14 protein-coding genes and 1 pseudogene are annotated in these 16,365 nt (G+C 72.6%); 9 read left to right on the top strand and 6 right to left on the bottom strand.

What is annotated here, in order from left to right; all coding sequences use genetic code 11:
- Positions 1 to 39 precede the first annotated feature (39 nt).
- Positions 40 to 1,545: an MFS transporter gene (locus AC0I8G_RS16870; protein ID WP_471730960.1), complete on the bottom strand. Its 1,506-nt coding sequence runs from the start codon at positions 1,543 to 1,545 to the stop codon at positions 40 to 42.
- A 48-nt stretch (positions 1,546 to 1,593) separates the two neighbouring features.
- Entirely contained in the window at positions 1,594 to 1,794 is a 201-nt protein-coding gene (locus AC0I8G_RS16865) for a hypothetical protein (protein ID WP_471730959.1), read from the bottom strand.
- 304 nt (positions 1,795 to 2,098) lie between these two features.
- Here AC0I8G_RS16865 and AC0I8G_RS16860 point away from each other — a divergent pair, with 304 nt between their 5' ends.
- The 6 genes and pseudogenes from AC0I8G_RS16860 (at position 2,099) to AC0I8G_RS16835 (ending at position 9,074) form a co-directional block, all read left to right on the top strand.
- Positions 2,099 to 3,199: a diacylglycerol/lipid kinase family protein gene (locus tag AC0I8G_RS16860; RefSeq protein ID WP_471730958.1), complete on the top strand. Its 1,101-nt coding sequence runs from the start codon at positions 2,099 to 2,101 to the stop codon at positions 3,197 to 3,199.
- 61 nt (positions 3,200 to 3,260) lie between these two features.
- Complete coding sequence (locus tag AC0I8G_RS16855) at positions 3,261 to 4,787, top strand: FAD-dependent oxidoreductase (RefSeq protein WP_471730957.1); 1,527 nt, start codon at positions 3,261 to 3,263, stop codon at positions 4,785 to 4,787.
- 35 nt (positions 4,788 to 4,822) lie between these two features.
- Positions 4,823 to 6,085, top strand: a complete 1,263-nt coding sequence (locus AC0I8G_RS16850) for a cytochrome P450 (RefSeq protein ID WP_471730956.1) — start codon at positions 4,823 to 4,825, stop codon at positions 6,083 to 6,085.
- Positions 6,086 to 6,295: 210 nt separating this feature from the next.
- Positions 6,296 to 7,477, top strand: a complete 1,182-nt coding sequence (locus AC0I8G_RS16845) for a sensor histidine kinase (RefSeq protein ID WP_471730955.1) — start codon at positions 6,296 to 6,298, stop codon at positions 7,475 to 7,477.
- Positions 7,474 to 8,133, top strand: coding sequence for a response regulator (locus AC0I8G_RS16840; RefSeq protein WP_471730954.1), 660 nt, complete (start codon positions 7,474 to 7,476; stop codon positions 8,131 to 8,133). The genes AC0I8G_RS16845 and AC0I8G_RS16840 overlap by 4 nt, the downstream gene beginning before the upstream one ends.
- Before the next feature lie 214 nt (positions 8,134 to 8,347).
- A pseudogene (locus AC0I8G_RS16835) lies at positions 8,348 to 9,074 on the top strand (theronine dehydrogenase).
- A 9-nt stretch (positions 9,075 to 9,083) separates the two neighbouring features.
- Here AC0I8G_RS16835 and AC0I8G_RS16830 read toward each other — a convergent pair.
- The gene (locus AC0I8G_RS16830; protein ID WP_471730953.1) at positions 9,084 to 10,079 is read right to left on the bottom strand and encodes a LacI family DNA-binding transcriptional regulator; all 996 of its coding nucleotides are present in this window, start codon (positions 10,077 to 10,079) and stop codon (positions 9,084 to 9,086) included.
- 248 nt (positions 10,080 to 10,327) lie between these two features.
- Between AC0I8G_RS16830 and AC0I8G_RS16825 the strand changes: the two genes are divergently transcribed.
- Both AC0I8G_RS16825 and AC0I8G_RS16820 read left to right on the top strand, forming a co-directional pair.
- Complete coding sequence (locus AC0I8G_RS16825) at positions 10,328 to 10,726, top strand: hypothetical protein (protein ID WP_471730952.1); 399 nt, start codon at positions 10,328 to 10,330, stop codon at positions 10,724 to 10,726.
- Positions 10,727 to 10,769: 43 nt separating this feature from the next.
- Positions 10,770 to 11,357 carry a hypothetical protein gene (locus AC0I8G_RS16820; RefSeq protein ID WP_471730951.1) on the top strand — a complete coding sequence of 196 codons (588 nt, stop codon included), beginning with the start codon at positions 10,770 to 10,772 and terminating at the stop codon, positions 11,355 to 11,357.
- Positions 11,358 to 11,385: 28 nt separating this feature from the next.
- Here the strand turns inward: AC0I8G_RS16820 and AC0I8G_RS16815 are convergent, their stop codons facing one another.
- Positions 11,386 to 12,984 carry a GAF domain-containing protein gene (locus AC0I8G_RS16815; protein WP_471730950.1) on the bottom strand — a complete coding sequence of 533 codons (1,599 nt, stop codon included), beginning with the start codon at positions 12,982 to 12,984 and terminating at the stop codon, positions 11,386 to 11,388.
- A 241-nt stretch (positions 12,985 to 13,225) separates the two neighbouring features.
- Between AC0I8G_RS16815 and AC0I8G_RS16810 the strand changes: the two genes are divergently transcribed.
- Positions 13,226 to 15,460 (top strand): putative bifunctional diguanylate cyclase/phosphodiesterase, encoded by a 2,235-nt coding sequence (locus AC0I8G_RS16810; RefSeq protein WP_471730949.1) that lies wholly within the window; start codon positions 13,226 to 13,228, stop codon positions 15,458 to 15,460.
- A gap of 64 nt (positions 15,461 to 15,524) precedes the next feature.
- Here AC0I8G_RS16810 and AC0I8G_RS16805 read toward each other — a convergent pair whose 3' ends face one another.
- The gene (locus tag AC0I8G_RS16805; RefSeq protein ID WP_471730948.1) at positions 15,525 to 15,806 is read right to left on the bottom strand and encodes a hypothetical protein; all 282 of its coding nucleotides are present in this window, start codon (positions 15,804 to 15,806) and stop codon (positions 15,525 to 15,527) included.
- A 10-nt stretch (positions 15,807 to 15,816) separates the two neighbouring features.
- Positions 15,817 to 16,236 carry an Hsp20/alpha crystallin family protein gene (locus tag AC0I8G_RS16800; protein WP_328295090.1) on the bottom strand — a complete coding sequence of 140 codons (420 nt, stop codon included), beginning with the start codon at positions 16,234 to 16,236 and terminating at the stop codon, positions 15,817 to 15,819.
- Between the last annotated feature and the right edge of the window lie 129 nt (positions 16,237 to 16,365).

The raw sequence follows: 16,365 nt of genomic DNA, 5'->3' as shown, positions 1-16,365 counted from the left end.
CGCGTCCGTGGGCACGACCTGGCCCACGGACGCGGAACTTCACGAGCGCAGGGCGGGGCTCTCCACCGGGTCGGACGAGCTGTCGTCGTCCGGGGAGACGGGAGGGTTCCCGCGTCGGCGGCCGGGGATGAAGGCCGCGATCAGGAGGGCGACGAGCGCCGTTCCCGCGGCGACTCCGAGGATGGTCTGGAACCCGCTCTGCGACGGGACGCTGACCCCACCGAGGGTGGTGGCGGAGGCGGCGAGGACGGCTCCCGCGACGGCACTGGACACGGAGGTCCCCACCGAGCGGACGAGGGTGTTGAAGCTGTTCGCCGACGCGGTCTCGGAGACCGGCACGGCGGACATGATGAGGGCGGGCAGCGCCCCGTAGGCGAACCCGATGCCCAGGCCGATGACCCCGGAGACGATCGAGAGCTGCCAGACGGCGCCCATCATGACGATCCCGAGGACGTAGCCGATGGAGGTGATGAGCGCACCGATCATCAGGCTGACCTTGGCGCCGTGGGTCGCGGTGACCTTCGAGGAAACTCCTGCACCGACCATCATGACCAGGCCGGAGGGGATCATCGCGAGACCGGCCACCAGCATGGACTTCCCCAGTCCGTACCCCGTGCTGGACGGCAGCTGGATCAGCTGGGGCAGCACCAGGGACATGGCGAAGAGGGAGAAGCCGAAGAGCAACGAGGCGAGGTTGGTCAGCAGGACCTGGGGTTTCGCGGTGGTGCGCAGGTCGACGAGCGGTGGCTTGGCGCGCAGTTCGTAGAGGCCCCAGAGCAGGGCCAGGAGAACCCCACCGCCGAGGAGGGCGAGCGTCCGACCGCTGGTCCACCCCCACGCCGAACCCTTCGAAACTCCCAGCAGCAGTCCGACGAGCGCACCGGACAGGCCCAGTGCACCCACGACGTCGAGTCGTCCGCCGGGCGTGCGGGGAGTTCCCGGGACGAGGGTGGCGACCAGGAGGAGCACGACGGCGCCGAGACCCGCCGCGACCCAGAACAGGGCGTGCCAGTCGAGGTTGTCGGCGATCAGGGCGGCGGCCGGGAGACCGAGGGCCCCACCCACGCCGAGGGAGGCGCTCATGAGCGCGGTGGACGGCCCGACCCGCTCGGCGGGCAGCACGTCGCGCATGAGGCTGATCCCGAGCGGGACGACGCCGGCGGCGAAACCCTGCAGGGCGCGGCCGACGACGAGCGGGGTGAGGGAGTCCGAGAGGGCGCAGACGAGCGATCCGAGGACCATCATCGCGAGGCTCACCATGAGGAGCGGCCGTTTGCCGACCATGTCGCCGAGGCGCCCGGCGATGGGGGTCACGATGGCGCCGGCCAGCAGGGTGGCGGTGACGGCCCACGCGGTGTTCGTGGGGGTGGAGTCGAGCAGAGCCGGCAACTCCGAGATGATCGGGATGACCAGCGTCTGCATGAGCGAGACGGCGATCCCGGCCAGGGCGAGGATGACGACGATCCGCCCGACGGGCGTCGCCGCCTGGGCCTCGGCTGCGGTGGTCTCACGCCGGCCGGGCGGGTCGAGGGTGGGGTCGGACACGGTGTTCCTCCTGGTGTTCGGGGGACGGTCGGGTCGGGGTGTTCGGTGTCAGCTCTGCGGGTGAACGGTGGCTCGCCGGGCGCGGCGACCGACCAGTGCGCCGAGGGCGCCCAGGGAGACGACGCCCATCCCGATCGAGGTGGCCAGGCCCTGCGACCCGTCGACGACGACGTAGGCGGTGACCGCGACGATCGCGTTGAACAGGAACAGGAAGAACAGGACGGGCTTGGAGGAGAGGAACGTCTTCACGGGGGACTCCTGAGTTCGGCGTGCGGGCTGAGGGGGCGGCCGGCGGACCGTGCCGGCCGAGTGGTCTCAGACTCCCCCGGCCCCGGCGCCGTCGCGTCGTCCTGCCGACCTGTCTGCACGTACTGCGTCCGACGTAGGACCCGTCCTGGGAACCGTGACCACCCGTTGCCGCAACGGGTACCGCGACCGCAGTACCCGCGAACACCCCTCGGGGACGACGTCACCGACCCCCGCGACGACGACGATGACGACGACGATCAGGTCACCCCACGATCCGAACCCCCCACCGCAGAGGGACGAACCCATGAGCGCCACCACGCACCGCACCCCCTCTCCCCCGAAGGGTGGAACCCTCGGACCACGGGCGGCGATCATCGTCAACCCCACGAAGTTCGACGGCCACCACGCCGGTTTCCCCGCACGGCGCGCTGCGGTGGACGAACTCTTCCTGGAGCGGGGGTGGCAGCGACCGCTGTGGGCGTCCACGACGGCCGAACTCCCCGGCGGGGCCCAGGCGGAACAGGCGCTCCGGGCGGGCGTCGACGTGGTCGTCGTCGGGGGCGGGGACGGCACCGTCCGGGCGGTGGCGACCCGGCTCGCCGGTCACGGGGTTCCTCTCGTCCTGCTCCCCGCCGGAACGGGGAACCTGTTGGCCCGCAACCTGGACGTCCCGCTCGGCGACCTCCACGCCGCCTTCGGCGTGGTCTTCCACGGGATCGACCGGGCCGTCGACGTCGTCCGGGTCAGCGTCGACCGGACCGGCCACGACGCCGAGCCGGAGGAGCACGTCAGCCTGGTGATGGCCGGTGTGGGGTTCGACGCCGCGGTGGTGGCCGGAGCCGGCCACGTCCTGAAACGGCGCCTGGGGCACCTCGCCTACGTCGTCTCGGGACTGCGTGCCGTCCGGCGCGCCCCAGGGGAGTTCTCGGTGGCGGTGGACGGCGGAGCCCCCCGAACCCGTCACTGCCACGGCGCGATGGCGGGGAACTGCGGGACCGTGACGATGGGACTCACCCTGCTGCCCGCGGCCCGGCTCTCGGACGGTCTCCTCGACGGCGTCGTCTTCGCCCCCCGCAACCTCGCCCAGTGGGGACGACTCCTGCTGCAGATCGCGCTGCGACGACCGTCTCCGCGACTGATGCCGACGACCCGGGGCCGGCAGGTCCGCATCAGCTGCCCGAACCCGCAGCCCGTGCAGATCGACGGTGACGTCCTCGGGACGGCGGTCTCGCTGACCCTCACCGTCGACGCCGGCGCGCTGCTGGTGCGGTGCGAACCGGGTTCTCACGCAGTGGGCGCGGCCGTCGCAGAGCTCCCGCGTACGCCGGACGCAGTACGCGAGGTCACCACGGACGGACGACGAGCGGATGCCACCGTCCGAGCACAGTGGGCCTCACTGCGGTGATCGGCGGAGCGCTCCGAAACCCGATCAGCCACAGCCCGAGGAAGAGGACAGAGGAGGAACCGTGCACATCGGTGTCGACATGACGAAGTGCAAGAGCTACGCGCAGTGCTGCTTCCTGGCCCCCGACACGTTCGAGTTCGACGGCGAGGAGGCCCTCGTCTACGACCCCGCCCCTGACGACGCGCACCGGCTGCGGATCCTGCAGGCCGCGGCCGCCTGCCCGGTCCAGGCCATCCGCATCGACCACCGGGACCTGGAGGCGGGCGCGAGTCCCGTTCCGGCCGCCGGAACGCCCGGCAGCCTCACCACGACGGACCGGGTGGTGGTCGTCGGCGCGTCCCTGGCCGGGCTCCGCACCGCGGAGGCGTTGCGGCGCCAAGGGTTCGCCGGCCGTCTCGTCGTCATCGGGGCGGAGACCCACGAACCCTACGACCGGCCGCCCCTGTCCAAGCAGGTCCTCACCGGCATGACGTCCGCCGGGGACACCACCCTCCCCCGGATCCGGGACGTGGACGCCGAGTGGCGGCTCGGTGTCGCCGCGACCGGCCTCGACCTCGACGCGCACGAGGTAGTGCTCGCCGGCGGTGAACGCGTCGGGTTCGACCGTCTCGTCATCGCCACCGGCAGCAGCGCCCGGCCGTGGCCCGACGCGGAACAGGCTGCGCTGGAGGGCGTCCACACGCTGCGGACGGCCGAGGACGCGGCCGGACTGCGCCACGACCTGCAGGGCCGGCCGAGGAGGGTCCTGGTCATCGGTGGTGGTTTCACCGGATCGGAGGTCGCCTCCGTCTGCCGGACGCTGGACCTGCCGGTGACGCTGATCGACCGCGGGCTCGCACCCCTCACCGGGGGTCTCGGCGAGGCGGTCGGCGCCGTCGCGGCGGAGATCCAGCGCGAGCACGGCGTCGACCTGCGCTCCCGCACCAGCGTCACCGCGCTCGAGGGCGACGCCGACGGGCGACTCCGACGCGCGCACCTCTCCGACGGCAGCACGCTCGAGGTCGACGTCGCCGTGATCGCCCTGGGTGCTGTGCGCAACGTCGGGTGGTTGGTCGAGGCGGGACTCGACGCGGACGAACGTGGGGTGACGGTCGACGCTCAGTGCCGGGCCCTCGACCGCGACGGGCAGGTCGTCCCCGACGTGTTCGTGGCCGGCGACGTGGCGCGCTTCCCGCACCCGATCCTCGACGGAGGCCTGCTCTCGGTCGAGCACTGGGGCAACGCCGTCGCCCAGGCGGAGGTCGTCGCCCACAACCTGGTGACGGGCGGCACCGCCGAGCACGACGCGGTCCCGGTCTTCTGGTCCATCCAGTTCGGCCACGTCCTCAAGGCGGTCGGCGTCCCGTCCTGCGCGGACGAGAGCGTGGTGGCCCAGGGTTCCCTGGAGTCCCGGTCCTTCGTCGTCGTCTACGGCGCCCGCGGCCGGACCGTGGGGGCCGTCGCCCTGGACCAGTCCAAGTGGCTGGACCACTACGCGCGCCAGATCGCCGTCGGCGCACCGTTCCCACCGCGGGACCGCACCGTCCACGGCCCCCCGAACCTGACCACCGTCGCCGCCGGCGCCCGCCCCACGGCATCCGTCCAGTGAGCCCCGTCCGACCCTTCGAGAGGACACCCGAGACCGTGACCGGAACCACCGAGAACCCCGACGAGTTGTGGGCCGACCTGCTGGAGCACCAGCACCGCGCCGACCCGTACCCGCTCTACGCCCGGCTGCGGGCGGAACCCGTGCGGCGCCTCACCGACGGCGCGTTCGTCGTCACCGGCTACGACGAGATCCTCCAGCTCACCGGCGACCCGCGGATCAGTTCCGAACCCGGCAAGGCGCAGCCGTCGAACGATCGTGAGGACCACGACGAGGGTGGCGCCGCGGACCCCGCTCTCACCTCCGCCTTCGTGATGCTCGACCCGCCGAAGCACGACCGGTTGCGCCGGCAGACGATGCGCCACTTCGGTCCCCCGCACGCCGCCGGGTACGTCGACGGCCTCCGCGCGGAGATCCACCGCGTCGCGAACGACCTCATCGACGGGTTCGGCGACCGCAGGGAGATCGACCTCGTCGCCGACTTCGCCTACCCGCTCCCGGTCTGGATGATCTGCGACGTCCTCGGCGTCCCGGCCGAGGACGAACCCCTGTTCCACGCCTGGAGCGAGGCGATCATCGCTCCGGCCGAGGCCACGACGCCGGAGGAGAACGAGGAGAAGCAGCGGGAAGCCGCCGCCGCGACCGGGCAGATGGCCCGCTACCTCAGGGCCCTCGCGGAGTCCCGACGCGGCGACGGACGGGGAGACCTGCTGTCCGGCCTCGTCAACGACCACGGCCCCGACGGGGCGATGTCCTCCGTCGAGGTGCTCAACACCTCGATCATGTTGCTCATCGGAGGTCACGAGACCACCGTCAACATGATCGCCAACGGCGTCCTGACCCTGCTCCGCCACCCCGACGTCCTCGCCCGCGTGCGGGAGGACCCGGACGTCGTGCCGCGGGTCTTCGAGGAACTCCTGCGCCTCGAACCTCCCGCGCAGGTCACCCCGAAGTACGTGGCCCTCGCCGACGTCCAGGTCGACGACGTCACGATCCCGGCCGGCGCTCCGGTGTGGATGGTCTGGGCCGCGGCGAACCGCGACCCGCGCCACTTCAGCGACCCCGACCGCCTCGACCCCGACCGCGAGGCGATCGACCACCTCGGTTTCGGGGCCGGACTCCACAGCTGCTTCGGCGCGCCGCTGGCCCGGCTCGAGACGCAGATCGCCCTGAACGAGTTGTTCCGCCGCCTGGTGAACCCGCGCCTGGTCACCGACCCGCCCCCCTACCGGCGCAACCCCTTCCTCCGCGGACCCGCCAGCCTGCGGCTCACCTTCGACGGGGTCCTGCCCGCCGGCTGATCCCGCCGGGAACGGCGGGTGACCGCACCCCTCGTGTACTGCGATCGCAGTACACGAGGGATGTCCCCCGGGACGACGCCACGCGGGCGGTCGTGGGCGACGATGGTCGAACCCGGGACGATCAGCGGGACGAGACGGGACGTGGGTCCAGACCGATGACGATGCGAACGCTGTCCCTGCTGTCCCTGCTGTCCCTGCGGTCCGTGCCCCGTGGCTGAGCCGTCGAAGGACCTCGCCCTGGAGGCCGTGGGCGACCGTCCCCGGTGGCCTCCACCCGTCTGGCTGCTCACCCTCGGGTCGCACGTCGCGACCCTCGCCGCCCTGGTGACCGCCGTCGTCACCAGCACGGGGAACCACCACGCCGCCGCGGTGTGCGCCGTGCTGTCCGGTGGGGGGACGGTCCTGGCCACCCGCCGGCCCTACCCCGGCTTCCTCCTGACGGCCGCGGTCCCCCTCCTCGCGGTCGCCGTGCACCTCGACCCGCTCATCTTCTGGACCGTCACCGTCTTCACGACCTTCGCCGTCACGGTCCGCGGGCTGCCGGCGCCGGTCACGGCCCCCGTCGCGTGCCTCACGAGCCTGACCGCCGAGGCCCTCGCCACCGGGACCATCAGCGTCCACGCCAATCCCGTGGCCTCCATCGCCGGCTTCTGCGCCCTCATGTCGGCCCTGGCCGCGAGCTCGGTGCGCGGTCAGCACCGGTACTGGCTGGCCGTGCGGCAGCGGACCCTGGACGCCGTCGCCACCCGGGAGTCGATCGTGCGGCGCAGCGTCGCCGAGGAACGGGTCCGCATCGCGCGCGACCTGCACGACAGCGTGGGCCACCACATCGCGGTGCTCAGCATGCACCTGGGCGCTGCGGAGGTCAGCCTCCCGCCCGGCTCCGACGTGCCCCTCGGGCACCTGAGGAACGCCCGCGGCAGCGTCCAGGACGTGCTCGCCGAGGTGCAGCAGATCCTCGCGGTGCTCCGGTTGGAGACCGGGGCCGACGTTCTCGCCCCCACCCCGGAACTCAGCCACGTGCCGGAACTGGTCGCGTCCTTCCGCAACGCCGGCCTCGACCTCGAGGAGCGGCTGACGGGGTGCGACGCGCCCCTCCCCCACAACGTGTCCGCCGCCGCCTACCGCATCGCGCAGGAGGCCCTGACGAACGCCCAGAAGCACGGGACGCACGGTGTGCGGTTCACCGTCCACGCCGACGAGGAGACAGTGAGGATCGATGTGGTGAACACCGTGGAGAAGACGTCGAGGACGTCGGGGGGCAGTGGGGGCCGAGGCCTGGTCGGGGTGGGTGAACGCGCCGAATCGGTCGGCGGCCGCATCGAGTTCCACGACCGGGACGGGCAGTTCTCCTTCCGCGCGGAACTCCCCGTGGACGGCGGACGAGCGTGATCCGCGTGGCGCTGGTCGACGACCAGGAGATGATCCGCACGGGATTGCGCACCATCGTCAACGCCCATCCCCGGCTCACCGTCGTCGCCGAGGCCGCCGACGGTCTTGCCGCCCTCGACCTGCTCGACTCCGTGGAGGTCGACGTCCTGGTCATGGACATCCGCATGCCCGGGATCGACGGCGTGGAGGCCACCCGCAGGATCCGGGCCCGCCCGTCGTCGCAGCAGGTGCGCATCCTCGTCCTCACCACCTTCGACCAGGACGAGAACGTGCTGCGCGCCCTGCAGGCCGGTGCGGACGGTTTCTTCGGCAAGGGCGCCGGGCCCACCGAGATCACCGACGGGATCCTCGGTCTGCACGACGGTGACAAGGCGTTGTCGCGACCAGCCGTGACCGCCCTGGTCGAGCACGTCGCCGACCGCACCCCCGTTCCGGGCGACCCGGAGGTCTCCGCCCGCTTCGAACGGCTCACCGCCCGGGAACTCGAGGTGGTCAGGGCCATCGTCACGGGGCTGGACAACGCCGAGATCGCGGCCCGGTTCTTCGTCTCCCCGTTCACGGTGAAGACCCACGCGAACCGTGCCATGAGCAAGGTCGGTGCCCGCGACCGCGCGCAACTCGTCTCCCTCGCCGTCCGCGCCGGGATGCGCCCCTGAACCCTCGGCTACCGCGGACGCAGTAGGCGGGAACCGTTCCGGCGCACGACGAACCCGCGGGCGAACTCCGCGAGGGTGGGTTCACCACGAAACCTCCGAGGAGAACTCCACGAGACCAGCGCACGTCACCGCCCCCGCCACGAACTCCTGGGTCGAGGTCACCCGCCCGACGACCGGCCCCACCGACGTCCTGCTGGAGGTCCGCGCCTGCGGCATCTGCGGATCGGACGCCCTGTACTCCGCCGTCGAGGTCGGTGCGGAGGTCGAGGGGATCGCCGTCGGGGACCACGTCGTGGTCGACACGATGGCCTTCGCCGACGGGTTGCTCGGCAGCGGTGGGGCCCAGGGCGCGCTCTCCGAGTTCGTCCTCGTCACCGACGCCGCACCCGGACACCAGCTGGAGGTGATCCCGGACCACGTGCCGTGGGAGGTCGCCGCGCTCAACGAGCCGATGGCCGTCGCCCTGCACGCCGTCAACCGCACCGACCCGAAGCCCGGCGACAAGGTCGTCGTGTTCGGCGTCGGGCACGTCGTCGTCGACATCGTCGCCGCCCGCCTCGAGGAACTGCACGGGGACGGTTCCTCGGCCCACGTCCGCGGGGTCCGCCCCGGGACCGACGTCTACCTCGACGCGGCCGGCGCACCGCCCGTTCCCCGGACCGTGACGTCGATCGCCAAGCACGGCGCGACGTTCGGCGTCGTCGCCGTGCACGAGAAACCCGTCGAGATCGACTTCGGGGCCGTCCTGACGACGGAACTGAACCTGGTGTGGGCGATGGGCTACCCCACCGAGATCTTCGAGGTGACCGACGACCTCGTCGAGAACTGGGAAGTACGCGGTCATCGTCAGCGACGTCCTCCCCTTCGAGCGGGCCCTGGACGCGCTCAGCCTCGCGGCCATGCCGGGGGCCGCGGACGGGGTCGTCGTGCTCTTCGACTGAAGTTCCTGGTCAGGGGTTCGGACCGGTCAGCGGCGCGGTGCTCTCGCGGTCGACGAACACCGAGGGGACCAGCCCGAGCGGACCGACCTCGGTCGCCGGGGACAGTTCCTTGATGAGGGTCCTGACCGCCCGGCGGCCGACCTCCTGGATGTCGTGGCGGACCGTGCTCAGCCGGGGTACCGAGAACCGTCCGGCTTCGACGTCGTCGAAGCCGACCACGCTGACGTCCTCGGGCACCCGCACCCCCAGGTCGGTCAGGGCCCGGATCAGTCCCAGGGCGGTCTGGTCGTTGGCGCACAGCACCGCGGTCGGTCGCGGGGTCGCCGCGCCCACGACGAGGCCTGCGGCGTGACCGGAGTCGCTGGACCAGTCCGTCGCGAGGCAGGTCTGCGCCGGGAGTCCGTGCTCGCGCAGCACCCCTTCCCAGATCTCACGGCGGTGGACCGCGGAGTTGGAGTCCGGGGGTCCGCCGGCGTGCCAGATGCGGGTGTGCCCGCCGGAGATCAGGTGGGTCAGGGCCGCTCGGAGTCCGGGCTCGGGATCGCTGTCGGCCGTGGGGAAGCGGGGATGCCGGGCGCCGCCGTCCGTCACGACGATCGGGACGTCGACGTGGAACCCGCCGAACAGGGACTCCAGCACCCCGGACTCGACGCCGACCACGAGGGCGTCGACGTTGTGACGACCCGACATGACGTCGGCCGCTCCGCTGACCTCCTCGGGCGAGGGGGCCTTCAGCGGCATCAGCACCACGTCGTAGCCCCACCGACGGGCCTCGTCGGCGACCCCGTCCAGGACCTGCTGCGCCCCGAACGTGGTCAACGTCGAGGCGATGACTCCGATGCTGCGGAAGGATCCGGTCGCGAGGGACCGGGCGGCGGAGTTGGCGCGGTAGCCGAGGGCGGTCATGGCCTCGCGCACCCTCTCCCGCGTCAGGGGGTCGACGTTCTCGCGGCCGTTGGAGACCCGCGACACCGTCTGGGCCGACACCCCGGCCACGGTGGCCACGTCGGCCATGCTCGGTCGGCGTCGGCTCGCGGGCGCTGCGCCCGGCACGGGGGCACTCTCCTCGGATCCGGGCGGCGGCACGACGGCCATGCTGCCACCCGGAGGCCGAAGAGGTGAGGAGGAGTACGTGTCCATGTTCGCGCGAACACGCTACGGTGACGGGACGGTAGTCACCGGCCTACCGCTCGGCGCACGGTGAGCACGAGCACGGGTGCCCCGAGACTGTGCACCACCACGGAGGTGGACGTATGGACCCCGAGGACGCCCCTCCTCGCCTCGAGCGCGTCGCCGAGATCGACCCCGCCGCCCGGCCCTACGTGAGCCGGCTGATCCGGCGGGTGCACCGGGACGGAGCGGTCCAGGTCGTCGACGACGACCTGGCCATCGAGTGCCTGACGGCGCCGACCGTCGCACCGGAGTGGGGCCTGCGCGAGCGGAGCGGAGCCCTCGCCCCACCTCCGCCGGTCCTCCAGTCGACGATCCTGCAGTTGATCTGCCAGGGCGCCTCGGCCTCCGAGGCGGCGGCTGCCCTGCGACTGGACCTCCCCGCCGTGTCGGCGCACCTCCGTCAGGCCCGCCGCTGGTACGGGACGTCGAGCACCGCCCAGTCGATCACCCGGGCTCTGCGCGTCGGGGACATCGCCTGAGGCGAGCGCTCCCCAGGGACTCACGACGACGCAGGAGGTCCCGGTGACGAGGAGCACGACGCGCTGGGCCGTGGTCGTCAGCGAGGTCCTCGCGCCCTGGGTCCTGGCCGCGGTCATGCCCGTCCTCATCGCCGCCACCACGACCACCCCGCTCTGGCGCGGGGTCCTCACGGGACTCCTCGTCACCCTGGTCTGCGCGGTCGTGCCCTACACCGTCGTCGCGATCGGGGTCCGTCGCGGACGCTACGAGGACCACCACGTCCGCAACCGCGAGGACCGGCCGAAGCTCATGGCGATGGTGGCCGGCCTGACCGTCCTCACCGCCGGGCTGCTCGTCCTGATCGACGCCTCCCCGGCCTCGCTCGTCCTCCTGGGCCTGATGACGTCCTGCGCCCTCGTGGGTTTCGCCGTCTCCAGGTCCTGGAAGATCTCGCTGCACGCGATGGTCGCGACGGCCTCCGCGGTCGTGGTCGTCGGCTTCTTCCCCGCGTGGTTCCCCGTCCTCCTCGCCGTCCCGCTCGTCGCCCTGGCCCGGGTCCACGTCCGGGCCCACTCCCCCGCCCAGGTCGTCGCCGGTACCGGGGTCGGCGCGGTCCTCGCTGCCGCGGCCGTCGTCCTCGCGACGAGCTGACGTCCCCTCCCGGTGCGAGGCCGGAGGCTCAGGCCAGGACGGCGCGGGTGGTCGCTTCCTGCTCGGTGAGGACGCCACCGATGAGGAACTGGGTCTGGTTGATCTCCTCCACCGCGGCGTGGATGCCGGCCAACGAGGTGACCACGGCCGCGACCCGGTCCTGGATGGTGGCGACCTTCGTCGCCACGTCGTCGGTGGCGCGCTCGGTCTGGCCGGAGAGTTCCTTCACCTCGCCCGCCACGACGGCGAACCCCTTGCCGGCCTCCCCGGCGCGGGCCGCCTCGATCGAGGCGTTCAGGGCCAGCAGCTTCGTCTGGGCCGCGATCGACTGGATCGCCCGCACCACCTCGTCGATCTCCGCGCTGGCCCGCCCCAACGCCGCGACCTGGTCGTTGGCCTCCGTGGCCAGCGCCTCCCCCCGGGCGGCGACCTCCGCGGCGGAGGTGACGTTGCGCTCCACCTCCGCGATCGAGGACAGCAGCTCCCCACCCGCGTCGTGCAGCCGGGTGTCGGCGGCGAAGCGCTCCATCGCCTGACCGACCAGGAACGCGGTGTTGCGCAGGGCGCTCTCCCGGCTCGAGGACATGACGAGGGTGCGGGTGGCGAAGAAGTCCATGGTCCCGACCACGCGACCCCCGACGAGGACCGGCAGGCACACCCCCGACCTCACCCCGGCGCGTTGCGCGGCCGGGGCGCGGACGCAGTCGGTCATCTCGCCCAGGTCCTCGACGAAGACCAGGTCCTGCGCGGCCCAGGTCCGGCCCGACAACCCGACGCCCCGGGCGAACGACGCGGACAGGGTCACCGCGCGGAACTCCTCCCCCGCGTCACCGGACTCCAGCTCGAACCGCAGCACCGGTCTCCGCGGATCGGACTCGTCCAGGCGCCAGAAGGACCCGTACTGCCAGTCGAACTCGCGCCGGATCGTCGCCAGGGCGGTGCGCAGGGCCGTCTGCTCGTCGCGAGCCGTCGTCAGCTCGCGGACGACGGTGGAGACCGCGTCGACGTCCTGCGCCGCCTTCTCCTGCCGCACCGTCTCGTGGGCGCGTTCGAGGGCACCGGAGACCAGGACACCGACCGCCCGCAACGAGGCCAGCCGGCCCGGCGACGGGACCAGCTCCCCGGTGGTGAAGAAGTCCATGGTGGCCACCACGCGGCCCTGCTCGAGGATCGGGAAGCACACCCCGGACCTCACCCCCGCCCGTCGCGCGGCCGGGGCCCGGACGCAGTCGGGAACCTGCGCCAGGTCCGCCACGAAGACCAGGTCGCGGGCCCGCCACGCCCTCCCCGACAACCCCTCGCCCTCGGCGAAGGACGCCACCGAGGTGATGGCCCGGAACTCCGCGCCGACGTCGCCGGACTCCTGGGCGAAGCGCAGCACGTCCTGCCCACGGTCACCGTCCGGCTCCAGCGTCCAGTAGGAGCCGTAGGCCCAGCCGAACCGGGCGCGCACCGTGTCCAACGCGATGCGGACCGCCTCCTGCGGGGAGCTGACCGTCGAGAGGGCGCGCAGCACCTCGGTGATCGCCTCGACGTCGGTGGCGCTGTCGGCCGCGGTGCGGGTCAGCGCCACGATCGTGGCGGCCTTCCCCCTCCGGGGCGGCTGCGGTCTCGGGTTCGTGGACACGGTGTCGAGGCTCCTCTGCAGGTGACGCTCCACCACGTAGTGGATGGCTCAAGCATCGGAACCACAGCGCTGCTTCTTGAACGATTCACCCACGTTCACCCGGCCGGGGGAACTCCGCCCACCGGGGGACGGCGGGCCTCAGGTGGGCGGCCCGGTGAGCCGAAGTGACAACGTGCCGTCCTCACGCTCGGGTACCACCGCCTCCCTCCGGAGGACGGTCCTGCCCCGAGGAGCCCTGGGTGTGCTCGCCGTCTCCGCGATCGGGTTGTTCCTCACCGTCCTCGGGCCCGTCCCGGCCGGCCTGCGGTCCACGCTGGCGCTCCCGCTGTCCTTCACCGCGCTGGCCGCCACCTGGTGGATCGTGCGGTGGCGGGCCCGACGGGCCACCGCCGAACGGACGGTCTGGCGGATGTTCAGCCTCGGTTGCCTCCTCTACGGCATCGGCGCGGTCGTCACCGTCGTCGTCGCGATCGTCCCCCGGACGGCTCCGCTGGCCGAGGTGCCGGCCGGGATCTGCGGGGTCCTGACCTTCCCGCTGGCCTACCGGGCCCTGGTCCGGTGGAGCCGGCACGGATCCGGCGTCGACCCCGACGACCTCCTCAACGGGTGCGCGTCGCTCCTCGTCGCGACCGCCGTCCTGGGCAGCGTGCTGGTCTGGACCACACCCCAGGGACACGCCGCGGGAGGGGGGCTGCTCACGTCGCTCCCCGGGCTCCGGCAGGTGCTCCTCGTGCAGGACTCCGCGGTGATCGTCCTGGTGGTGGCCGCGCTGACCGCCGCCTTCACCGGACGGCTCTACCGCGACGTCCGGTTGTGGCTGGTGACCGCCGCGTACCTGCTGGCCGGCGCCGGGGGCCTCGCCGCCCTCGCCGGAGGTGGCGTCACCCGCCCGGCCTGGTCCCTCCCGGTGTGGGCCCTGGGTCTGCTGGCCCTGTCCACGGCGGCGATCCTCCCGGTGCGGTTCGTGCCGACCCAGTCCTCGGACCCGGTGAAGTCCACCGTCGGGTCCTTCGTCGTCGTCCTCGCGGGTCTCGGCACCGCCGTCACGGTCGTCGCCACCGGCGCTCCCGGCGTCCTGGCCGTCGTCGGCCTGGCGGGTGTCCTGGGTTCCAGCGTCCGCCTGCTGGTGAACACGGGAGAACTCGCCCAACTGGCCGCGAGCCGGGAGGAGGCCCTGACCGACGACCTGACCGGCATCGCCAACCGCCGCGCGATCGTGCGGCAGCTGGACCACACCCTGGCCCACCCCGGGACCCGTGAGCCGGGCCTCCAGGTGGTGGTCTTCGACCTCGACCACTTCAAGGAGGTCAACGACGGGCTGGGCCACAGCGCCGGCGACGACCTGCTGCGCATGGTCGCCCAACGCGTGAAGCCCGCCCTCCCGGCGGCGACGGTGCTCGGTCGGCTCGGCGGCGACGAGTTCGCCATCGTCAGCAACGCGGGGGCGCAGGGGGACGAGGTGCTGAGCGCGCTCGACGAAGCCTTCGCAGAACCCTTCCACCTCGCCGGGATGAGCGTGCACGTGGACCTCAGCGTCGGACGGGCGCACTGGCCGACGTCGGACTCCCCCGGTGCCGGTGGATCCGTCGACGCGGCGATGCTGCTGCGCCGCGCCGACACCGCGATGTACGACGCCAAGCGGAACGACCTGCGCTGCACCACCTACGACTCCGCCCGCCACGCCGAGACCCGCGGACTGCTGTCCATGGTGGCCGACCTGCGCCAGGGGATCGCCGGCGGACAGCTGCGCCTGCACTACCAGCCGCAACTCGTCGCGAGCACGGGCGCACTGGCCGGCGTCGAAGCGCTGGTGCGCTGGCAGCACCCGGTCCTGGGCCTGCTGATGCCGGGACGGTTCCTCCCCCTGGCGGAGTCGCACGCGCTGATGGACGCCCTGACCCGCGAGGTGCTCGAGCAGGCCGTGGCCCAGCAGGCCCGCTGGCACCGCGAGGGCCTGCACGTCCGGGTCTCCGTGAACCTCGCGGCGGGAACCCTGCTGGACACCTCCCTGCCCGCGACCGTGAACGCCCTGCTGACCTACCACCGCGTCCCCGCCACCTCACTGGTCCTGGAGGTCACCGAGACGGCGTTGCTGCGCGAGCCGGAACGGAGCCTCTCCGTCGTCGAAGGTCTGCGGGCGCTGGGAGCGCAGGTCAGCATCGACGACTTCGGAACCGGCTACTCCTCCCTGACCCAGCTGCGACAACTGCCCGTCAGCGAACTCAAGCTGGACCGGTCCTTCACCATGGACCTGCTCAGCGACCCGCGCGCCGCGGCCATCGTGGCCAACACCATCAACCTGGCGCACGCCCTGCAGCTCCGGGTCGTCGCCGAAGGGGTGGAGGACGAAGCCACCCTCGCGGCGCTCGCGGCGCTCGCCTGCGACGAGACGCAGGGCTACCTGCACGCCCGTCCGCTGCCCGCCGACGAGTTCGACACGTGGCTCGCGCAGCGGGTCGTCGGCGCCGAACGCTAGTCCGGCCGCGCGGTCCACGCTCGAACCCGTCCCGCCCCTCACGGAGCGGGACGGGCCCGGGCGTTCAGCAGGACGGAGGAGAGCGCACCCGGCGCCCGGGCAGACCACTCCCTCCCGCGTCGACGGCGTGGGGGTGGCGGTGTTCCCCGCCCGCGCCGCGGTCGGTCCCACCCGGTTCCGGGGCGGCGCCCGTCACGCAGCAGCAGCCGTGCCCGCCGCCGGTGTCGTCGCCGTCGTCCTCGTCCCAGGTGGCGACCACCGCCGCGAACTCCGCGTCGACCCACTCCTGCAGGAGGGAGACCACGGAGGCGAAGGCGTCGTCGCCCCCCCGCACCGCAGTGTCCACGGGAACCCCCTCAGGAGGTGAGGGCGTGCTGGTCGTCCTCGGTCGCGATCTCGATGCGTCGCGGTTTCGCCCGTTCCGCGACCGGGATGCGCAGACGCAGGACGCCGCCGCGGTAGGCGGCCTCGATCCGCTCGGTGTCGAGGTTGTCGCCGAGGATCAGCTGCCGGCTGAAGACGCCCCGTGGGCGCTCCGCGGCGAGCATCTCGCCCGTGCCCTCCGACACCGGTCGCTGCGCCCGCACCGTCAGTACGTTGCGCTCCACGTCGAGGTCGACGGACGCCGGATCCACCCCCGGCAGGTCGAACTCGATCACGAACTCGTCGCCGTCGCGCCAGGCGTCCATCGGCATCGCCGCGGGCCGGGCCGTCGTCCCCAGCACCTGCTGGGCCAGGCGGTCGAACTCTCGGAAGGGATCAGTGCGCATCAGCATGTCCACCACCTCCGGGTCTCTCGAGAACCAGATGCGCTGCCAACCGTCGACGGATCGGGTCGACCGATCCGGACACGGTTTTTCTAGCACTCCCCACCGGGGGTACGCAACCCCCGAAACGGAGGTGTT

This window comes from Kineococcus sp. AC630, assembly GCF_979255925.1.
The sequence above is the reverse complement of the archived record's forward strand: the minus strand, read 5'-3'. Positions and strand labels throughout refer to the sequence as shown.

Bases quoted from the DNA above. Each gene is read 5' to 3' on its own strand.
- AC0I8G_RS16800 (WP_328295090.1), bottom strand. From the start codon at position 16,236: ATGCTGATGCGCACTGATCCCTTCCGAGAGTTCGACCGCCTGGCCCAG.
- AC0I8G_RS16860 (WP_471730958.1), top strand. From the start codon at position 2,099: ATGAGCGCCACCACGCACCGCACCCCCTCTCCCCCGAAGGGTGGAACC.
- AC0I8G_RS16825 (WP_471730952.1), top strand. From the start codon at position 10,328: ATGGACCCCGAGGACGCCCCTCCTCGCCTCGAGCGCGTCGCCGAGATC.